Origin of the sequence: Botrimarina colliarenosi (assembly GCF_007859955.1) — a bacterium.
Taxonomy (GTDB): domain Bacteria; phylum Planctomycetota; class Planctomycetia; order Pirellulales; family Lacipirellulaceae; genus Botrimarina; species Botrimarina colliarenosi.
Map to the genome: position 1 here is coordinate 495,302 of NZ_SJPR01000003.1, position 18,855 is coordinate 514,156.

Consider the following 18,855-nt stretch of genomic DNA (forward strand, 5'->3'; position numbering starts at 1 on the left):
TAGAGAGACGCCTGCGGAGTCGGTCTGCTGGCGCCCTCTTCGTACGCCACGCCCTCCCCGCCCTATGCCCCTCGCGACGCGACTTCCGGCGACGGCATTCTTGATCTTCGCCGCCACCGTGGCCGTTGCGGACGAGCCCGCGGCTATCGAATTCAACGAGGTGCTCTTCAACGACCAAGTCCGGCCGATCTTCGTAGAGCACTGCCTCGCGTGCCACGGGGGAGTGAAAGAGGCCGGAGGGATCTCTTTCGTCACCCGTGAGAAGGCGCTCGCCGAAGGCGACTCGGGGATGCCGGTCATCGAGCCGGGCGACCACGAGGCGTCGTACTTGTACGACCGGGTCGCCGATCCCGACGACGACTTCCGGATGCCGCCGGCCGAGCACGGGCGACGGCTCAACGAGCAGGAACTAGCGACGCTCCGTAGCTGGATCAACCAGGGCGCGAACTGGGAAGACCCCTGGGCGTTCCGCAATCCGCAGCGACGTCCAGCGCCGGCGTCCCCCGCAGCAAACGAGTGGTCACAGTCGGCCATCGACCCCTACGTTTTCGCTCGGCTCGAAGCGGAAGGCCTCACGCCGGCTACCGAGGCCGACCGCGCGCAGTGGCTGCGGCGCGTGACGTTTGACCTCATCGGTCTGCCGCCGACCGAGTCGGAGCGGACGCTGTTCGAGACCGATCACGCAGCGGGCGCTTACGAACGCGTCGTCGACCGTCTCTTGGCGTCGCCCCACTTCGGCGAGCGGTGGGCGAGCGTCTGGCTCGACCTGGCGCGCTACGCCGACACGATGGGATTCGAGCGCGACCCGCCGCGCGACATCTGGCCGTGGCGCGACTGGGTCGTCCGTGCGTTCAACGCCGACCTGCCGTACGACGAGTTCTTGCTCAAGCAGATGGCGGGCGACTTGGTCGAGAACGCCACGATCGAGGATCGGCTCGCCACGGCGCTGCACCGCAACTCGCAGACGAACACCGAGGGGGGCACCGACGACGAGGAGTTCCGCTGGGCGGCGATCGTCGACCGCGTCGACTCGACCTGGCAAGGCGTGCTGGGGATGACCATGGGATGCGCCCGGTGTCACGACCACCCGTACGACCCTCTCTGGCAGAAGGACTACTACCGCTTCGCCGGCCTCTTCAACACGACGCAAGACGCCGACCTCGCGGAGGACTGGCCGAAGGTCGCCGTCCCCGACGACCCGGCGCTGTTGTCGGAAGCGGCCGCTATCGACGCCGGGCTCAGCGATGTCCGCCAGCAGATTTTCAGAAGGGGGCAGGAGGCTGCCGGCCCAGTCGAGCGTTGGCAGCCGTTGATGATCGAGACCGCCGAGTCGACCGGCGAGACGCGGCTCGATATCCGCACCGCCGAGAACGGGCCCGAAGTCGCCGCGATCGGCACCGTGACCGACCGCTCGACCTACACCCTGACGGCGGCGGCCCCAGCGGGTCCGATCGCGGCGCTGAGGATCGACGCATCGCCGCTCGATCCTGACACAGCGATCGCGACGCCCGAGTACGGGTTCGTTCTCTCCAACTTCCGGGTCTATTTAGAACGGTCCCCGCAAGCGACTTCGTCCGACGAGGAACCCCAGGAAGTCGAGCTGATGCTCGTCGAGGTCCTCGCCGACGAAACCGAGGGCTTCTTCCGCCCGATCGATTCGCTCCGCGACAACAGCGCCGGTTGGGGGCCCTACACCCGGATGCGCCGGCCCCGGTGGGCGGCGTTCGTCTTCGAATCGCCCGTTGAACTCCGCGAAGGCGAGCGGCTCCGGCTGCAACTCAAGCACGAGATGGCGACCGACGGACAAGGCCCGCTCGTCATGCAGCGGCTGCGGGTCTCGACTACGTCGGAAGACGCAATCGGCCAGCTCGCCTCCGACAGGGCGCTCCGCGACCTGCGCGAACGAGAGGGGGCTCTGATGGCGCGCCGCAAGGCGATCGCTTCGACCGCAACGCCGGTGCTCGTTAAGCAGCCGGTGTCGCTACGGCGTAAGACCTATCGCCTTGATCGGGGTTCTTGGCTGTCACCCGAGGAAGAGGTCGATCCGGGGACGCCGACCACGCTGCCCGGCGCCGCCAGCGATCGGTTGGAGCTGGGGCGTTGGCTTAGCGCCGACGACAATCCCCTCACCGCCCGTGTGATGGTCAACCGCGTCTGGGCCGAGGTCTTCGGCGCCGGCCTCGTCGAGACGCTCGCCGACTTCGGATCGACCGGCGCCGAGCCGTCGCACCCCGCGTTGCTCGACGATCTGGCCGCCCGCTTCCGGGGTGAGATGGGGTGGAGTCTCAAGCGGCTGCTGCGTGAGTTGGTGCTGTCTGCGACCTACCGGCAGGATGCCCGTGTTTCAGCCGACTTGGTGAAACGCGATCCCACCAACCGCCTTCTCGCTCGAGGTCCCCGTGGCCGGTTGCGGGCGGAGATGGTGCGTGACCAAGCGCTGGTCGTCTCGGGCAAGCTGAATCCACGCCTCGGCGGACCCCCCGTTATGCCGTTCCAACCCGAGGGGGTGTGGAAGACGGTCTACAACAATCAAAAGTGGGAGACGGCCGAGGGCGCCGCGCGGTTCCGCCGCGCGCTCTACACGTACTGGAAGCGGACGGCAGCCTACCCGAGCATGATGGCGTTCGACGCCCCCAGTCGCGATCAATGCACCGCCCTCCGGCCGACGACCAACACCCCGCTGCAGGCGTTGGTGACGCTCAACGACCCGGCTTTCGTCGAACTAGCCGAGGCCCTTGCCGACCGAATGCTCGCCCGCACGGAGGAGACGCCACGCGATCGGATCGCCTGGGCCGCCAAGGAAGCCACCGGGCGTCCGCTCCCCGAGGCGGGGATCGACGAACTTGTCGCGCTGAACGAAGAGATGATCGCCGACAAGTCGATCGATGAGGGATTCGCAATGACCGTCGTCGCCAACGTGATCCTAAATCTTGACGCGGCGTTGACCAAATAGAGATCCGTATGAACCTTCGCCAAGAACTCCAGCACCGCACGACGCAACACGTCACGCGTCGCCACTTCCTCGCCGGCGGCATGGCGGGTCTGGGGGCGTTGTGGTTAGGGGGCAAGAACGCGTCGGCGTCGTCGGGTCGGATCGTGATCGACCCCTCGCAGCCCTGGGCGCCACGTCTGCCGCACTATGCCGCGAAAGCAAAGCGGGTGATCTTCCTCCACATGGCGGGCGCCCCGAGCCAGTTCGAGCTCTTCGAGCACAAGCCGGAGCTCGCGCGTCTTAACGGACAGAAGTGCCCCGCCGAGTTGATGGCGGGCGAGCGTTTCGCGTTCCTGCGTGGCGAGCCGCTCTTGCTGGGGCCGCAGTACCCGTTTTCCCCCGCCGGCGAGTCGGGCCTGTGGGTCAGTGACCGGTTGCCCGAGTTCCGCAAGTCGGTCGACCGGGTCACGTTTGTCCACACCATGACGACCGACCAGTTCAATCATGCGCCCGCCCAGCTGCTCGTCCATACGGGGCTGGCCCGCCAGGGGGGCGCGTCGATGGGATCGTGGGTCACCTACGGTCTCGGGAGTGAGAACCAGAACCTGCCCGGGTTCGTTGTGCTCCTCTCCGGCGGGAAGGCGCCCGACGTCGGCCAAGCCGGCTGGGGGAGTGGTTACCTGCCGAGCGTCTACCAGGGAGTCCAGTGTCGCAGCCACGGCGACCCCGTGCTGTTCCTCTCGAACCCCGAAGGCGTCAGCCAGGATTTGCGTCGACGCACCATCGAGGCGATCAACCGCGTCAACCAGACGACCCACGCCGAGTGGGGCGATCCGGAGACGATCACTCGCATCGCCCAGTACGAGATGGCCTGCCGGATGCAGCTCGAGGCGTCCGACGCGATGAGCCTCGGCGACGAGTCGCCGACGACGCTCGAGGCGTACGGCGCCGCGCCGGGCGCGGAGAGCTTCGCCAACAACTGTTTGCTCGCCCGGCGGCTCGCCGAGCGGGGCGTCCGCTTCGTGCAGCTCTTCGATTGGGGCTGGGACATGCACGGCACCAGCGAGGAAGGGTCGATCGACAGGGGCCTAACGAAGAAGGCGCGTGAGATTGATCGCCCCATGCACGCGTTGCTTTCGGACCTCGAAGATCGGGGGATGCTCGAAGACACCCTCGTCATTTGGGCGGGTGAGTTTGGCCGCACCCCGATGCGGGAAAACCGGGGCGGCAAGGAGATGGCGTTCCTCGGCCGCGACCACCACGCCAAGGCGTTCACGATCTGGCTCGCGGGCGGCGGCGTGAAGCGGGGCCACTCGCACGGCGAGACCGACCCGATCGGCTTCGGCCCCGTGACCCAGCCGGTCGAGGTGCGCGACCTGCACGCCACCATCCTGCATCTGTTGGGATTCGACCACGAGAAGCTCGTCTACCCGCTGCAGGGGCTCGACCAGAAGCTGACGAGCGTCGAGAAGGCCCGGGTTGTCGAGGATTTGATCGCCTAACGGCGCCCCTCCGCGGCGGTCTTAACGCAGGCTTCATCACCTTCTGCGCAGCCATGCTTGCTGAGGTAGGGGTTCTCGCATAGGGTCGCAGGGACTTGGAAACGATCCCATCTGTGGGAGGCGTCTCCCGACGCCGATTACGCGCTCCATGCCGCTGCGGAATGGACACCGTAATCGGCGTCGGGAGACGCCTCCCACAGATTCGGCGGCCTCCTACAGTTTGTGCGAGCGTCACTGAGATTTGCCCCCCTCGGAACGACAACCGATGATGAAGAAGTTTGCCTGCCTCTCGCTTTGCCTGTTCGCGTCAAGCGCAGCCGCCCACGAAGGGCACGAGCACGCCGACGAAGCCGCCGCGCCGGGCGCTCAATTCCCTGCCGCCATCGCTTTGCCGGCCATTGATGGCCCCAAGCCGTGGTCCGATAAGCCGCTCTTGAATGATCCGGATCGTTTCCAGATCGCGATCGTGACCGACCGCACCGGCGGCCACCGGCCCGGCATTTGGATGGACGCGGTACGGAAGCTCAACCTGCTACGCCCCGAATTCGTCGTCTCGGTAGGCGACCTCATCGAGGGCTACACCGAGGACCTCTCGCAGATCGAACGCGAATGGGGCGAGTTCCTCGGCTTCATCGACCAGATGCAGATGCGGTTCTTCTTCGTGGCCGGCAATCACGATGTCACCAACCCCGTTCTGCACAAGAAATGGCGCGAGCAGTTCGGCCGAGAGTGGTACTCGTTCGATTACCGCGGCGTGCACTTCCTCTGTCTTTGCAGCGAGGACCCGGTCCAGCAGCACATCAGCGACGAGCAGATCGAGTTCGTGCGTGACGACTTAGAGAAGCACGCCGACGCGCGCTGGACGCTGGTCTTCCTGCACAAGCCGCTCTGGACCTACGCCGAGCGGGCCGAGGCGAACGGCGACTCCGACCCCACGAATTGGCGGCGTGTCGAGAAGTTACTGGTCGATCGCCCCCACACGATCTTCGCCGGCCACGTGCATCACTACGTGCAGTACCAGCGGAATGGCCGTGATTATTATTCGCTGGGGACCACCGGCGGCGGCTCGCAGCTCCGCGGCAACGAGTACGGCGAGTTCGACCACGTCACGTGGCTAACGATGGAGGCCGACGGCCCCCAGGTGGTGAACCTACGGCTCGACGGCATCCTTCCCGCCGGCATTGTCACCGAGTCGAGCGCGGCCCGCTTCAGCGATTTTCTCCGGAAGGTCCGCGTCGAGGTCGCCCCCATCCTTGTCGATGACCACAACGCGTTCAGCGAGGGGGGCCTCAGCGTCCGACTCTCCAACGAGTTCGGCGAGCTCGTCGAGATGTCAGGCCGCGTCGATGGCTTGCCGCTGCGAGGCCTCACCGTCGAGCCCGACGGGCTGAAGCTGTCGGTCGGGCCGGTCGGCGAGGCGGAGCAGCACGTCCGCATCCGCTTCGAGGAGCCGATCCAATTCGAGACGCTCCGCCGGGCGACCTTCACCGCGACCCTGCGGACCAAGCCGGAGGATGGCTCGGCGCCGCTCTCGGCCGAACGGGTGATCCCGGTCGTGATCGACCGCCGGCATGTCTGCCCGCTCCTTGCGGAGTCGGCGGAGATTGACGGCGTCATCGAACCGTGGCCCGAGCTTTCGTACGCCACGCCTGACGATCCGGTCCTGATGGGCGCCGTCCAAGACTGGACCGGCCCGGCGGACGCGTCGTTCAAAGTCGCCGCCGGTCACGACGGCGCCAGCCTCGTGCTGATGGCGCGGGTCACCGACGAACAGATCGTGCCCGGCAAGGACCGCCTGCAGTGGATCCTCGACGCCCGCCCCGCCGCCCAGCGTCGAGACGAGCCGACGCTGCAGTGGGGCGCGCTGCGGGTGGCGGTTGGCGCCCCCGATGAGAGCGGCGACGCCAAGGTGACCGCGTTCCGAGGCCGCGGCCGGCGGCGCGAGGCGATCGAAGGGGTCGAAGGCGCCGCCCGACGGACCGAGACCGGCTACGACGTCGAGCTATCGATCCCGGCGAAGGAGCTCGCGCGGTTCCAAGGGGGCCAGCGCTGGGAGACCTTCCAACTCGCCGCCGTCCAGACCGACGCCGACGACTCAACCCGCGAGCCGACCGAGGTGGTCTGGCGAGGCACGAGCGACGTCCGATTCCGCAACTCGAACTTCGCGCAGTTCGTCCGGGAGGACTGACGCCGAAGGAGCTAGCCTCGGGCGTTTAGCCACGCGGTCTCTGCACGAGGCCGATCATCGCGACGTAAACGAAGAGCATCGTTGCGGGTTCGGGAATCGCGACCAACGTCGTCGCCAGCAAATCACGCCACAGCGTGTAGTCGGCCGCGTCCACTCGGCCGTCGCCGTTGCCGTCGGCGGCGAGGGAGGGCGTCTGACCGGCGAAGGCGTTGAACGCGGTTCCGTAGGCCTCGTTCCAGGCGTCGTAGTCGACGGCCGCGAGAACGCCGTCGCGGTCGTAGTCTCCTGCGGGCAGCACCGCCCGAATTGCCGCTTCGCCGAGCAGAGCGTGCAGCTCGCGCGTCGGGTGGACGCCGTCCCAAAAGACATAGCCCGGGGCGCCATCGAGCGACCCGCCGGACGCGTCGCGCCCCGCCTGCGTGGTGTTGACGAAGCCGAGCGACGCCGCATCCTCAAGGAACCCACTAAACAGGCTCGCAACATCGAGCCGGTGGATCGTCACGCCGGGGTTCCCGGACTCAACCCCCTCGTAAACCCCTTCGAGAGCCGCATTGTAAGAACGGGACCGATTGCTAAACGTCTGCGAAACGGCGGGGTCGGTGTTGTACTGGGGCGTCAGCCCGAGCAGCGGCAGATTGATCCCCAAGAACTGACTGGCGCCGGCGTTGATAAGCCGCCCGAGCTGGGTCTGCACCACATTCGCAGGGATGGTGACATTGGTTTGCCCGCCACGGATAAAGTCGTTGGCGCCGATAAACACGACAAAGAGCGTCTGCGGATCGGGCGTCATGCCTTCGAGCCGGTCGAGGTAATCGTCGACCTGCTCGACCAACGAGTTGAGGAAGAGGCCCTCGAAGCCGCCGGGCCCGTTGGTCTCGGCGCCGCCGTACGCGAAGTCGTCGCCCCCGAGCGCGTCGCGTGTCAGCGTGCCGAGACCCAGTCCCGTGGCGAGGTGTTCGGCGTAGACCGGCCCGTTGCTGAAGCGGCCTTGGTAGTAGTTCGAACCCGGCTGGATGCCGAACGTTGCGGCCGCCGTGTTGCCGACGTCCGAGAGGCTGTCGCCGAAGACGATGAGGTCGGTGTAGGGGCCGGCGTCTGCCGTTACAGTGGCGAGCGACAGGGCGACGATGGCGAGCACGCGACTGAGCATCCGAGCTCCTCGTGGGGGTTGATCAACTGAGGCAAGCATTGGCGATGGCGGCGATGTGGCGGATATCGGTCCCACAACAGCCGCCGAGCACCGACAGGTGCGGCAGGCGGTCACGCACGGAGCGGATTCGCCGGCCGAGGTCGTCCGGGTTTCCCTCGTCGAGTTCCGTGGCTTCTTCCAAATCGGCATGGCTCATCATCGAGGCGTTCGCCCGTAGCCCCCGCAGCCGCGTGACCCAAGGGGCCTCGGTGTCGAGCACCCCGGCGAAGTGAGTTGGGTGCGCGCAGTTAATCATATAGTAGGCGGGCGCAGCACTGGTTGCTTCGTCCACTTGTTGGATCGCGTCACCGAGCGGCTGTCCGGTTGGCAGCCGGCCGTCGGTCTCGACGGTGAAGGATATCGCCGCCGGGATGCCGGCGGTCGCCGCCGCCCGGGCGACGCCGACCGCTTCCTCGACGTAGTTGAGAGTGAACGCCGTGATCAGGTCCGCCTCGGTCGATGCGAGCGCTTCGATCTGGACGGCGTGGTAGTCGGCCGCTTGGTCGGGGGACATGGCCGAGTCGGCGATATAACCGTCGCCGCGTGGCCCGACCGCCCCGCAGATCGGAATCGGCGTCGAGCCGTCGAGCTTGTCGCGGTAGTCGGCGATGAAATCGATCGCCTGGCGGTTCACCCCAGCGGTGCCGTCGGGCGAGCCGTCGATCAAGGCGACCCAATCGGGGTTGGCCCGCCAGGTCGCCGAGCCGAGCTCGATGGCGACGCCATGCTTACCGGCGAGAGCGACAAACCCGTCGAAGTACCGCGTCAAGAACTCGCGGCCCGAGGCTTCGCGGAGCACCGGAAACGACGCAAACGAAGGCAAGTCGATCCCCTCGTGGAAGACCAGCACGGTCTCGAGGCCACCGTCGGTGAGAACGGGCTTGCCACTGAGCTGCGGAAGGGCGTCGCGATAGCGGGGCATGTCGGACTCCGGGGGACACGGGGACAAGGGGTCCAATCCTAGGCCGGAGTGTAGCCGATACGTCTCTCCCTCTTCACTAACTTCCGGGAGGCGCCGCTAGCGTCTGGGTCGATCAGCCCGCGATCGGCTTGAGAAACTCCAGGTGGTGCTGGCTGTGGACAACCATCATCTGCCGCCAGCGGTCGTTGGTGATCGACGTCGTGAAGGGGTAGGGGGGCAACGGCTCGCGGCGGTCGCGCGCTTCGCGCAGCGTGCTAAGGCACCGCTCGATGGCTTCGGGGTCGTCCGCCTCGCTCGGGGCCGGCTCGAGTTGCGGCAGCGTCTTCATTCCGTTGACGCCACGGACCACCCGCGAGGCGAACAGCCAGAACATCAGGTTGCCGAGAGTCGCCCGCAGCAGCCACGGGAACGGCTTCACCGACCCGTCGAGGCCGATCCGCATGGTTCCGGTCAGGTGCTCACAAAGCTGCGAAAGGTTCCACTGCCCGCCACGAGAGTAGGGGTGGTCGCGCAGACGCGTAACTTCATCGATCACTTGATCGAGCGATTCGAGCTTTAATCGACGGAGCTTCGGCATCGAAAGACCTCCAGGACGTACAAGACCCAGATGCAACTATCGGCAACCGCCGTGAACGACAGAAGTGACAGATTGCCACGCGACGTTTTGCCTCAAGGCGAAGTCTTTACGAAGAGAAACGAGCCGACCTCAACTAACCGGCGAGCCCACGACGGCAGTCGTGGGTGGGTCTCACGCCAAGGCGCGAAGGCGCAAAGAAGCGAGGCAGGCGGCCAAGGCGAGGCAGAGCCCGGCGGGTTCGGGGACGGGGGCGGCGTCGCGGTAGAGCCAGTAGGCTAGCACAGGTTCTCCCGAGTCAGATTGGAACGGCTCGTCGGTAGCATAGAACGCTATCCCGCGTTGCTCAGGTTGGCGGTCAAACCCGCTTTGGTAAGGAGAAAGCCATCCGAGCGTTGTTTGTGTTTGTTCTACTACCATCTCGCTTGGAAGGATGACAAACACACTCGTTCCGTCGAACGTGTGCGATTTCACGCTGGAGCCGCTCTCGGTCGCGACTAAACCGTACGCATATCGCGTGCTTTCCGAGACGCCGGGAGATATTCCGAAGTCTCTGCGTACATTCCATTCGAATAGATCGGACAGGTCTGGCGAGGACCAGGACTCGCTCGGAGTCGCAGTAGACCAAGATTCGCCCCAAGGTGCCTCGGCGGAATCAGCAAGCCGTCGTACGTCGTCAAGCGTTGCGAATCGAAAGCCAGAGTAGGCGCCGCCCTCTGCTAGATCGGACAGAAATTCTTCTTGCGTGTAGTCAACCAAAGTCGCCGCCGCAGGCTCCAACCACTCACGCTGATTCACGTCATCGTAAGTCAGCAACCCATCCCCCGGCTCGAACAGATCGCGGGAGACGACGCCACCGATTGCTGGGGCCGCGAGGGTGAGGGCGAGCAGAAGCGTGAGGCAGCGCATGAGCGGGTCCTTCCTGGGGGGCGTTCATCGCCCAGAAGCGTAGCCGAAGGGAGGTTGTCCGCACCACGCCAGCTCTGCGCCTTTGCGCCTCTGCGTGAGATTCTTTGATGGCGGACCGCCCGCCGATTGACGCCGGTCCCCCGACTGACGTCGAGGGCTGGCCTGCCCACGGCATGGTGAGCGTTAAGTGGTTCAGACGCCCTTTTTCGGCCGGGGCACTTTGGCCTTCTTTGTGCCGCGGCGGCCCTTGCGGTTCTTGCCGGCGGACTTGATGCCCGCCTCGACCGATTTGATGCTCTGACCGATCGACTCGCGCATTTTTTCGATCCGGTCGCGGAGGATCGCGGCCCGTTCGAATTCCATCTGGTCGGCCGCGTCGTACATCTCCTTCTCGAGCTCGTTGATGTACTCCTCGGTGATGTACTGCGACTCGTCGTCGCGGCCCACCGCAGCGTTGGCGCGCTGATGGGCGTCGGCGTCGGCCTCGATGCCGCGGCGGATCGCCTTCTTGATCGTCTCCGGTGTGATGTTGTGCTCTTCGTTGTATTCCTGCTGCAGCTTGCGGCGGCGCTCGGTTTCGTCGATCGCCTTCTGCATGCTCTTGGTGACTTTGTCGGCGTAGAGGATCACCTTGCTGTTGATGTTTCGGGCGGCGCGGCCGATCGTCTGCATCAGCGAGGTCTCGCTCCGCAGGAAACCCTCCTTGTCGGCGTCGAGGATGGCGACCATCGACACCTCAGGAAGGTCGAGCCCTTCCCGCAGCAGGTTGACGCCCACCAGGCAGTCGAACTTGCCGAGCCGCAGGTCACGCAGCAGCTCGACGCGTTCAAAGGCGTCAAGCTCGGAGTGGAGCCATTTGCAGAGGACTCCTCTCTCGACGAGGTACGCCGACAGGTCCTCGGCGAGGCGCTTGGTGAGCGTTGTCACCAGCACCCGCTCGCCGGCGGCGGCGCGCTCTTTGATCTGCTCCAGCAGGTGCGGCACCTGGCCGCGGGCGGGGGAGAGCTCGATGACCGGGTCGAGCAGGCCGGTCGGTCGGACGATCTGCTCGACCACCTCGCCGCCGCAGCGCTCGAGCTCGTAGTCGGCGGGCGTCGCGCTGACGTAAACGCATTGCCCGATCCGCTCTTGCCACTCCTCAAACTTCAGCGGGCGGTTGTCGAGCGCGCTGGGCAACCTAAAGCCGTGCTCGACGAGCGTTGTCTTGCGGGCCCGGTCGCCGTTGTACATGGCGCCGACCTGGCTGACGGTGGCGTGGCTCTCGTCGACGAAGAGCAGGTAGTCCTTCGGGAAGAAGTCGAACAGCGTGTTGGGCGGTTCGCCGGGCGCCTTGCCCGACAGTGGGGCCGAGTAGTTCTCGATGCCGGGGCAGTAGCCCATCTCGAGCATCATCTCGATGTCGTAGCGCGTGCGGGCCGACAGGCGTTGCGCCTCGAGCAGCTTGCCCTCGGTCTTGAAGAACTCGAGACGGCCCGACAGCTCGAGCTTGATCTGGTCGATCGCCTTGGCGATCCGCTCTTCGGGCAAGACGAAGTGCTTGGCCGGATAGATGTAGATCTGCTGCAGGTGGTCGACCGCCTGGCCGCTAGTGGGGTTGATGATCGAGAGCTTCTCGACCTCGTCGCCCCAGAACTCGATGCGGTAGGCGAACTCTTCGTAGGCGGGCCAGACCTCGACCGAGTCGCCGCGGACGCGGAACTTGCTGCGCTCCGGGTCGGTGTCGTTGCGGTCGTACTGGATGTCGATCAGCTTCGCCAAGACTTCGTCGCGGTCGACGATGTCGCCGACCGCTAGGCCGACCATCATCGCCTTGTAGTCTTCGGGAGAGCCGAGGCCATAGATGCACGAGACGCTCGCCACGACGATCGTGTCGCGGCGGCTGACGAGCGAGCTGGTGGTCGCCAACCGCATGCGGTCAATCTCTTCATTGATCGAGGCGTCCTTCTCGATGTAAATGTCGCGCTGCGGGATGTAGGCCTCGGGCTGGTAGTAGTCGTAGTAGCTGACGAAGTAGCTAACCGCGTTGTTGGGGAAGAACTCCTTGAACTCGCTGTAGAGCTGGGCGGCGAGCGTCTTGTTGTGCGACAGGACCAGGGCGGGCCGCTGCAGCTCCTGGATGATGTTCGCCATGGTGAACGTCTTGCCGCTGCCGGTGACGCCCATGAGGCACTGCTCGCGCTTGTCGGCCTTGAGGCCTTCGACGAGCGACTTGATCGCGGCGGGCTGATCGCCGGCGGGCAGGAAGTCGCTGGTGAGCTGGAACTTTGGCATCGGACCGGGGGGTGATTGATGCGGTCGGGCGAACCCCCGATTGAACCCCATCCCCCCGCCGCTGGTTAGCCCCTCGCCGCCCCAAATCGGCGGCAAGTGCGGCTTGGATCTCGATGTGGCGCGCCATTCGCTTAGATCGGTCCAGTCGTCCCCTGTGGTGGGGGCGAGAAGAGGCCCTCGGAGCAGCCGCGCGATGTACTTGCTAGTTGCCTACTCACTGATGGCCGGGATCTGGGCGATTGCCGCCAACTTCGGGGCCCCCCACGACATCCCCGTTTTCTGGGGGAACACGTATATCGGCGACAAAGTTGTTCACTTTGCGATCGTCGGCGTGTTCACCGTGGTCTTAGCGCGGGCAATGTGGCGTGCCGGCTGGCAGGCCGAGATCAGCCTGCTAATGAGCATTGCGATCACGATGCTGTTGAGCTCCGTCGAGGAGGCCAGCAATGCGCTGACACCGCACAGGACTTGCTCGTACGGCGACCTCGCTGCCGACTTTTTGGGCGCCCTGACCGCTTCGCTATTAGCTTGGCTTATGGAGATCCGGAGCGTGCGACTGGGGTGGCGGCGGCATAATTTTGTGCGCCCCCATGGCATCCCGAGCTAGGACCGCATCGCATCCCGAGCTAGGCCCCATGGCATCCCGAGCCAAGACGGAGTCCCCAGAACGTGTCCGACACGGACCGACGGTTTGGAAGGGGGGAATGCGCAGGGGTTTCGCGGTTCTTTTCAGCTAGCTAGCGATAGGAAACGGCTAGCCGAATCAGCGGACAAAATCGGGAGAGACGGACGCGCAATTGGGTGGCTTAACGGGTGTCCCCCGTCTCAGCCGGCCCGATATCCTGGAGGGTACGCCGTTTGTGCCCCTCGCCGCGACGAGCCCTGCTCGTCGTCGCGTCCACCCCCGGAATAATTATTGTGCTGATCTCACGTCGCAGAGTCGCTGGCTTCACGCTCGTCGAGCTCCTCGTTGTGGTGGCGATCATCGGAATCTTGGTCGCCTTGCTCCTGCCAGCAATCCAGGCCGCTCGCGAGGCGGCCCGGCGCAACCAGTGCCAGAACAACCTCAAGCAGATCGGCTTGGCGTGCCTGAACTACGAGTCGGCCCGCAACGGCTTGCCCCCCGCGTCGTCGAACTCTCCCGCTACGCGGCTGAACGGCCTCGGCTGGCAGGTCTATATCCTGCCCTTCCTCGAAGAGACCTCGGTCGCCGCCGACATCCGCTCGAACTACGCGGAAGACGCCGAGACCCTCGAGCTGGCGAACAGCATCGCGCTGGCGCAGTACAGCTGCCCGAGTGATCCGGAGATCGAGAACGTGCGTGGTCGGAAGTACGACTACATGCGCGTCATGTCCTACGCCGGCGTGCTTGGTTCTTACTTCAGTCGGTCGGGCGTCACCGAGTGCCTGAAGTCGCGCGGCGATCGTTGCGTGGGAGACGAGGACAACGTCAGCGGCGACTTCGGCCCGGTGAACCTGGACGGCCTCTTAGTCGTCGACATGCTCACGCCGCTCCGCCGTGTGACCGACGGGCTCAGCAAGACGGCGATGATCGGCGAGCGCTGGTACCAACTCCGCACGTGGACGTTCGGCAGCTACTACAGCACGAACGACAACCCGAGCGCCCCCGGGGCGCCGCGGGGTCCGCAGATGAAGACCGCGGTCAGCTCGGCGAAGAACTTCGACCGCCGCATCCCGCCGAACGCCGACCTCGATAAAGTTGGGTATTACCGGCTCCACCTGGAGGAAGACCGGCCGGCGCTCCCGGCCGGGGCGGAGAAGTCGATCCGCTACAACAACCTACCGTTCGGCAGCTTCCACCCGGGGAACGTTCACTTCGTCTTCGGCGACGGCAGCGTCCGTGGCGTGGCCGATGACGTCGACATGGACGTTTACCTAGCGATGGGATCGCGCGACGGCGGCGAAGTGGTTAGCGAGCAGTGATTCGTTGCCGGCTGGCTCGCGACGCTTCTCAGTGATTGACGATCGTGATCGTCGGCTCGCCCGCCTCGGGCGTGACGGCGACATGCGCCGTGATGCGCTGCGTGGCGTACGACGCGGTCGCGGCGTTGTCGATCCGCGCTTGACGGTAATAGCGTTGCTCAAGAATCAGCTGGTCACGGAGGTCGCGGAGCACCATGTCCTTACGCAAGAGGTCGAGCCGCACCTGCTCGGCCGACATCGTGAGGGCGTTGCCGGTGCCGAACCGGTTAACCCGGTCGTATTGCGACTGCAGTCGGCGTAGCGAGGCGATCCGCGCCTCGGCGTAAGCGATCTCGGCGCGGATCCGGCGCATCCGGGCCGGGTGCTCGAAGCGGCGGTAGAGTCGTTGCTCCATCGCGGCGACTTGCGCTGCGCGGGCCGAGGCGAGCGAGTCGCCGCCGCACTCGTAACACTGGTTTTCGTGTGCCGAAGCGATTGAGACCGAGGCCGACAGCAGGAGGGCGAGGAGGGCGTATCGCATGACAGGGAGCCGATCGGAGGAGTGGCGGCCCACCCGCGGGCCGATATCTCCACGCTAATCAGGCCGTCCGCCCGGCTCAAAAAAGGCGAACCCGTGGATGGCGCGATCGGTCCCTGAGGCCGATCATCCCTACCCGGAGGCCGGCGTGTTCCCTGCGACCCTCACAACCGATCGCCTCGTGCTGCGCCCGCCGCGGCTGGTAGACGCCCAGGCGAACTTCGACCGCTATGCGAGCGACCCGCAGGCGACACGATTCCTGTCGTGGAAGACGCACGCTTCGGTCCGTGATACGCGCGAGTTCCTGGCCAGAATTGTCAGTCCGGAGGAAAAGAATCGGGATCAGCATTGGGCGATCTGCGTTGCCGGTGAAACGCTCCCGAGTGGCATGATCACGACCTTTGGCGAGGGGCAAATCGTTGCGCTTGGATACGTCCTCGAACGACGTTGGTGGGGGCAAGGCGTGATGACCGAAGCGCTGCTCGCGGTGACAAAATGTGTCTGGAAAGACGACCGAACGTGGCGGCTCCAGGCGCTGGCTCACGTCGAGAACGTCGGATCGCACCGCGTCTTGGAAAAGGGCGGACTGCGTCTCGAAGGGACGTTGCGTCGGCGATTCGTAATGCCGCAAAGGGGAAGCGAACCGCAAGACTGCCGGATCTATGCGCAAGTCCGGGATGACTTGATGTAGAGACGGCGCCGGGAGTGGGCGTCACGAAGGGCTCCGCCAGCGCCGTCAGCGCGGGTTGCGGGGCGACGCGGTGGGGGCCGGGAGGTCCACCAACTCGGTGACGTTTCCCGTGACCAGACTCGAGTGAAAGCCGCCGCAGCCGCCGGTCGTGGTGTGGCGCTCGGCGATCATCGGCACGCCGTTGCGCGGATTGAGCATCGTCGACTTCACTTCGGCCGTCACCTCGGCGCCGGCGACGACGCTCAGGCGCCAATCCCGCAGGAAGATCGGCAGCGACGTCCGCAGCACTTCCATCGCCAGCGGCCCGCCGATGCAGCGCCGCGGGCCGGCGCCGAACGGGTGGTACGCGTAGGGCGACGGGTTGATCGTCAGCCAGCGGTCGGGCGTAAACCGCTGCGGGTCGTCGAACGACGACTCAAGGCGGTGCGTCACCAGCGGCGTGAAGACGATCGGCGTCCCCGGCGGCAGGTCGAGCGGGCCGAGCTGTTCGCGCTCGATGTTCATCCGCACCGAGTACGCGGAGGCGGGGAGCACCCGCATCGCCTCTTTGATGATCCGCTCTAGCAGCGACGGCCCGCCGGCCGGGTGGGGATCGTCGGCCGTGCCGGCGTGGATCTGGTCCCAAAGGGTCTGCATCACCTCGGGGTGCTGGGCGAGCAGGAAGGTGGTCCAGCTGAACGAGTGGGCCGTCGTCATGTGCGCCGCGGCGAACAGCACACAGCACTGGCCGACGAGCTCTTCGTCGGCGAGGCCCCCTTCGGCGTCGTGCGAGCGGACGAGCAGCGAGAGCACGTCGTGGGCGTTGGGGTCGGGGTCGTTCTGACGGCGGCGGATGAGCCGCATGACGTTCGACTCGAGTCCCTTGGCGAACTCGAGGAGCCCCTCGTAGCCGGCGTGGAACTCGGGCGTCGAAACCAGGGCGCCGATCCCCAACTCGTGGTTGAGCGTCACCCACTCGGCGATCTGCTCACCCAGTTCGTAGGCGAGCGTCGGCTCGTCGAGCCCGAACAGCAGCCGGCTGGTGACCCGCAGCATGTAGCGGATCATCGCCTGGTTGAAGTCGAACGCCTCGCCGTCGCGCCACTGGGCCGACTCTTCGCGGGCCAACTGCTCGATCGTCGGCCGGTAGGCGGCGATCGCCTTGGGGCCGAACGGCTCTTTGACCATCCGGCGGTTGCGCTTGTGCTGCTCGCCGTTCATGGCCAAGAGGCCGCACGTGACGCGACGCTGACTCGAGCGCTTGGGGCCGCGGATGCCGAAGAACCGCGCCTGGAACCGGTCGGCTCGGCTGAGCACCTGCTTGTTGTACTCGGGGTCGAACAGGCAGACGACCATCTGGCCGGCCTCCTGGTCGCGGAGCGCGGCGATCGGCCCGTGATCGCGGTGCAGCTGGAACAGCCCCCCCATCAGGTCACGACTAAACGCCACCAAACTCCCCTCCGTGAGGGGGGGGGCGATTGGCGTATCGGCAGCGCGATTCGCAGTCGGAGAAACGGGCATCAGAGGCGACCGGAGCCTGCGGAGGCGGGGGCGAGAGACGGTTTCAGGGGGGAGTAATCGGCGTATTTTGCCAGCAAAACCTGCTTCCCCTATCTTACCGGGTTGGCAAGTCTAGCTTGGGTCCGGGTCCCGAACCAGCGCCAAATCGTTCCGGTGAACCGCCACAGAATAAGGAGATCGGCCTAATAGCCCCGCGATCGCCTCACTAGGTTGCCGAAGGATCTTGGTCATATCGGTCGAGTCGTAGTTCGTGAGCCCCCGGGCCAGCTCCTCGCCACTCTCGTCGATCAGGGAGACGAGGTCCCCCTTGTCGAAGATGCCAGTCACGGCGATTACGCCGATTGGCAGCAGGCTCTTGCCCTTCTTTTCGACGGCCCGGACCGCTCCGGCGTCGAGCGTCAGGGCGCCGATCGGCTGGGCCGCGAAGCCGATCCAGCGTTTCCGCTCGGCGACCCGACCCCCTTGGCCCGGGATGAGGGTCCCCAGCGGCTCGCCCGCCATGAGGTCGACCAGCACATTGGGGCGTCGGCCATTGGCGAGAATGACGCTCTCCCCCGCGTGGGTGGCGATCTGGGCGGCCTCGAGCTTGCTCTGCATCCCCCCCTTCGAGAGGATCGGCCCCCCGCGCTTTGTCCCGGTGACGGCCAGTCCGGTCGTCTTCTCGTCGATCGATTCGACCATGCCGATCACACGCGAGTTCTCGTCGGCCGGGTCGCCGTCGTAGAGCCCCTCGACGTCGGTCAGGATGATCAGCAGCGGCGCGCTCAACGCGTTGGTGACCATCGCTGCGAGCTGGTCGTTGTCGCCGACCGTGCGGGCGAGCTCTTCGGTGCGGACGGTGTCGTTCTCGTTAACGATTGGGATGGCGCCGTACTCGAACAGCGCGCGGATCGCGTTGCGGAGATTCAGGTAGCGGCGGCGATCATTGATATCGTCGGCCGTCATCAGGACCTGCGCCGCTAGCAGGCCGTGCTGTTGAAAGGCGCGGTTGTAGGCCTCGATGAGGTGGCTCTGCCCGATCGCGGCGGCGGCCTGCAGGCTCGGGAGGTCGGTAGGCCGTTCGGTGAGTTTCAAGAGGCCGATGCCGGCCCCTACCGCGCCACTGCTCACAAGGACGACATGGCGAGTCGTGCCGGCGCCAATCTTGACGAGCTGCTCAGCGATCTGCAGGACCTGTTCTTCGTCGAGCGATCCGTCGGGCTTTGCGAGGCAGCGCGTGCCGACCTTCACGACCAGCGGGTCGGCGTCAGCGGCGAGTTGTTGTCGGACCAAGTCGGGCATATTGGGAGTGACGACAGGCTCCATCGGCTTGAAATTGATTGCGGAAAGCCGCTTCAGGTGAGTTAGTGCGTTCTAGGTTCCTGTAGTCCCGCCTAGGCGGGGCGCAATGCTTGCAGCGTGACGCCGCGCGACATCTCCGCTGTCTTTTCACGGAATGCCGCCATGTGGGGAGCTGCCAGATGCTTTTCCAGCGCGGCGACGCTCTCCCATTTCTCGATCACCACGACCGCTCCCTCGCCGGCAAGCTCTTGCACCGGGATCGCCGTCGGCTCGTCGATGGCGGCGCCGTACTCGAGGCACCCCTCTTCGGCGAGCACCAGCGGTGTTAGCTCCGCGAACGCGGCAAGAAACTCGTCGCGGCGGGCGGGATCGACCTGGAGCGTGGCGACAACGTGGATCATGGGGGCGTCTCGATCAATCGGAACGGCCACGAGG

General features: G+C 65.8%; 15 protein-coding genes. 6 read left to right on the forward strand and 9 right to left on the reverse strand.

Going from position 1 to position 18,855, the window contains the following annotated elements:
- Nucleotides 1-64: 64 nt before the first annotated feature.
- The 3 genes from Pla108_RS13685 (at nucleotide 65) to Pla108_RS13695 (ending at nucleotide 6,622) form a co-directional block, all read left to right on the forward strand.
- A complete protein-coding gene (locus Pla108_RS13685) occupies nucleotides 65-2,953 on the forward strand; it encodes a PSD1 and planctomycete cytochrome C domain-containing protein (protein ID WP_146445512.1) in 2,889 nt (962 codons plus the stop codon).
- A gap of 8 nt (nucleotides 2,954-2,961) precedes the next feature.
- Nucleotides 2,962-4,434, forward strand: a complete 1,473-nt coding sequence (locus Pla108_RS13690; protein WP_146445513.1) for a DUF1501 domain-containing protein — start codon at nucleotides 2,962-2,964, stop codon at nucleotides 4,432-4,434.
- A 268-nt stretch (nucleotides 4,435-4,702) separates the two neighbouring features.
- Complete coding sequence (locus Pla108_RS13695) at nucleotides 4,703-6,622, forward strand: metallophosphoesterase (protein WP_197526542.1); 1,920 nt, start codon at nucleotides 4,703-4,705, stop codon at nucleotides 6,620-6,622.
- 25 nt (nucleotides 6,623-6,647) lie between these two features.
- On the opposite strand, the gene Pla108_RS13700 is transcribed toward Pla108_RS13695, so the two are convergent.
- The 5 genes from Pla108_RS13700 to uvrB all read right to left on the reverse strand — a co-directional run bounded on the left by Pla108_RS13700 (nucleotide 6,648) and on the right by uvrB (nucleotide 12,487).
- The gene (locus Pla108_RS13700) at nucleotides 6,648-7,772 is read right to left on the reverse strand and encodes an SGNH/GDSL hydrolase family protein (RefSeq protein ID WP_197526543.1); all 1,125 of its coding nucleotides are present in this window, start codon (nucleotides 7,770-7,772) and stop codon (nucleotides 6,648-6,650) included.
- 22 nt (nucleotides 7,773-7,794) lie between these two features.
- Nucleotides 7,795-8,733, reverse strand: coding sequence for a homocysteine S-methyltransferase family protein (locus tag Pla108_RS13705; protein ID WP_146445516.1), 939 nt, complete (start codon nucleotides 8,731-8,733; stop codon nucleotides 7,795-7,797).
- Between the two features lie 112 nt (nucleotides 8,734-8,845).
- Entirely contained in the window at nucleotides 8,846-9,310 is a 465-nt protein-coding gene (locus Pla108_RS13710) for a DUF1569 domain-containing protein (protein ID WP_146445517.1), read from the reverse strand.
- A 171-nt stretch (nucleotides 9,311-9,481) separates the two neighbouring features.
- Nucleotides 9,482-10,216 (reverse strand): hypothetical protein, encoded by a 735-nt coding sequence (locus Pla108_RS13715; protein ID WP_146445518.1) that lies wholly within the window; start codon nucleotides 10,214-10,216, stop codon nucleotides 9,482-9,484.
- 192 nt (nucleotides 10,217-10,408) lie between these two features.
- Nucleotides 10,409-12,487, reverse strand: coding sequence for an excinuclease ABC subunit UvrB (uvrB, locus tag Pla108_RS13720; protein WP_146445519.1), 2,079 nt, complete (start codon nucleotides 12,485-12,487; stop codon nucleotides 10,409-10,411).
- Nucleotides 12,488-12,680: 193 nt separating this feature from the next.
- Between uvrB and Pla108_RS13725 the strand changes: the two genes are divergently transcribed.
- Together Pla108_RS13725 and Pla108_RS13730 are read left to right on the forward strand one after the other, a co-directional pair.
- Nucleotides 12,681-13,094: a VanZ family protein gene (locus Pla108_RS13725; protein ID WP_146445520.1), complete on the forward strand. Its 414-nt coding sequence runs from the start codon at nucleotides 12,681-12,683 to the stop codon at nucleotides 13,092-13,094.
- A 311-nt stretch (nucleotides 13,095-13,405) separates the two neighbouring features.
- Nucleotides 13,406-14,431 (forward strand): DUF1559 family PulG-like putative transporter, encoded by a 1,026-nt coding sequence (locus Pla108_RS13730; protein WP_197526544.1) that lies wholly within the window; start codon nucleotides 13,406-13,408, stop codon nucleotides 14,429-14,431.
- Nucleotides 14,432-14,459: 28 nt separating this feature from the next.
- Here Pla108_RS13730 and Pla108_RS13735 read toward each other — a convergent pair whose 3' ends face one another.
- Nucleotides 14,460-14,951: a hypothetical protein gene (locus Pla108_RS13735; protein WP_146445522.1), complete on the reverse strand. Its 492-nt coding sequence runs from the start codon at nucleotides 14,949-14,951 to the stop codon at nucleotides 14,460-14,462.
- A gap of 97 nt (nucleotides 14,952-15,048) precedes the next feature.
- Here Pla108_RS13735 and Pla108_RS13740 point away from each other — a divergent pair, with 97 nt between their 5' ends.
- A complete protein-coding gene (locus Pla108_RS13740; RefSeq protein ID WP_146445523.1) occupies nucleotides 15,049-15,639 on the forward strand; it encodes a GNAT family N-acetyltransferase in 591 nt (196 codons plus the stop codon).
- Between the two features lie 45 nt (nucleotides 15,640-15,684).
- Here the strand turns inward: Pla108_RS13740 and Pla108_RS13745 are convergent, their stop codons facing one another.
- From Pla108_RS13745 to Pla108_RS13755, 3 genes are all read right to left on the reverse strand, one after another.
- Nucleotides 15,685-17,067 (reverse strand): cytochrome P450, encoded by a 1,383-nt coding sequence (locus Pla108_RS13745; protein ID WP_197526545.1) that lies wholly within the window; start codon nucleotides 17,065-17,067, stop codon nucleotides 15,685-15,687.
- 183 nt (nucleotides 17,068-17,250) lie between these two features.
- Nucleotides 17,251-18,444: a glutamate 5-kinase gene (gene proB / locus Pla108_RS13750; RefSeq protein ID WP_231934494.1), complete on the reverse strand. Its 1,194-nt coding sequence runs from the start codon at nucleotides 18,442-18,444 to the stop codon at nucleotides 17,251-17,253.
- Nucleotides 18,445-18,512: 68 nt separating this feature from the next.
- Complete coding sequence (locus tag Pla108_RS13755; RefSeq protein WP_146445526.1) at nucleotides 18,513-18,821, reverse strand: putative quinol monooxygenase; 309 nt, start codon at nucleotides 18,819-18,821, stop codon at nucleotides 18,513-18,515.
- Between the last annotated feature and the right edge of the window lie 34 nt (nucleotides 18,822-18,855).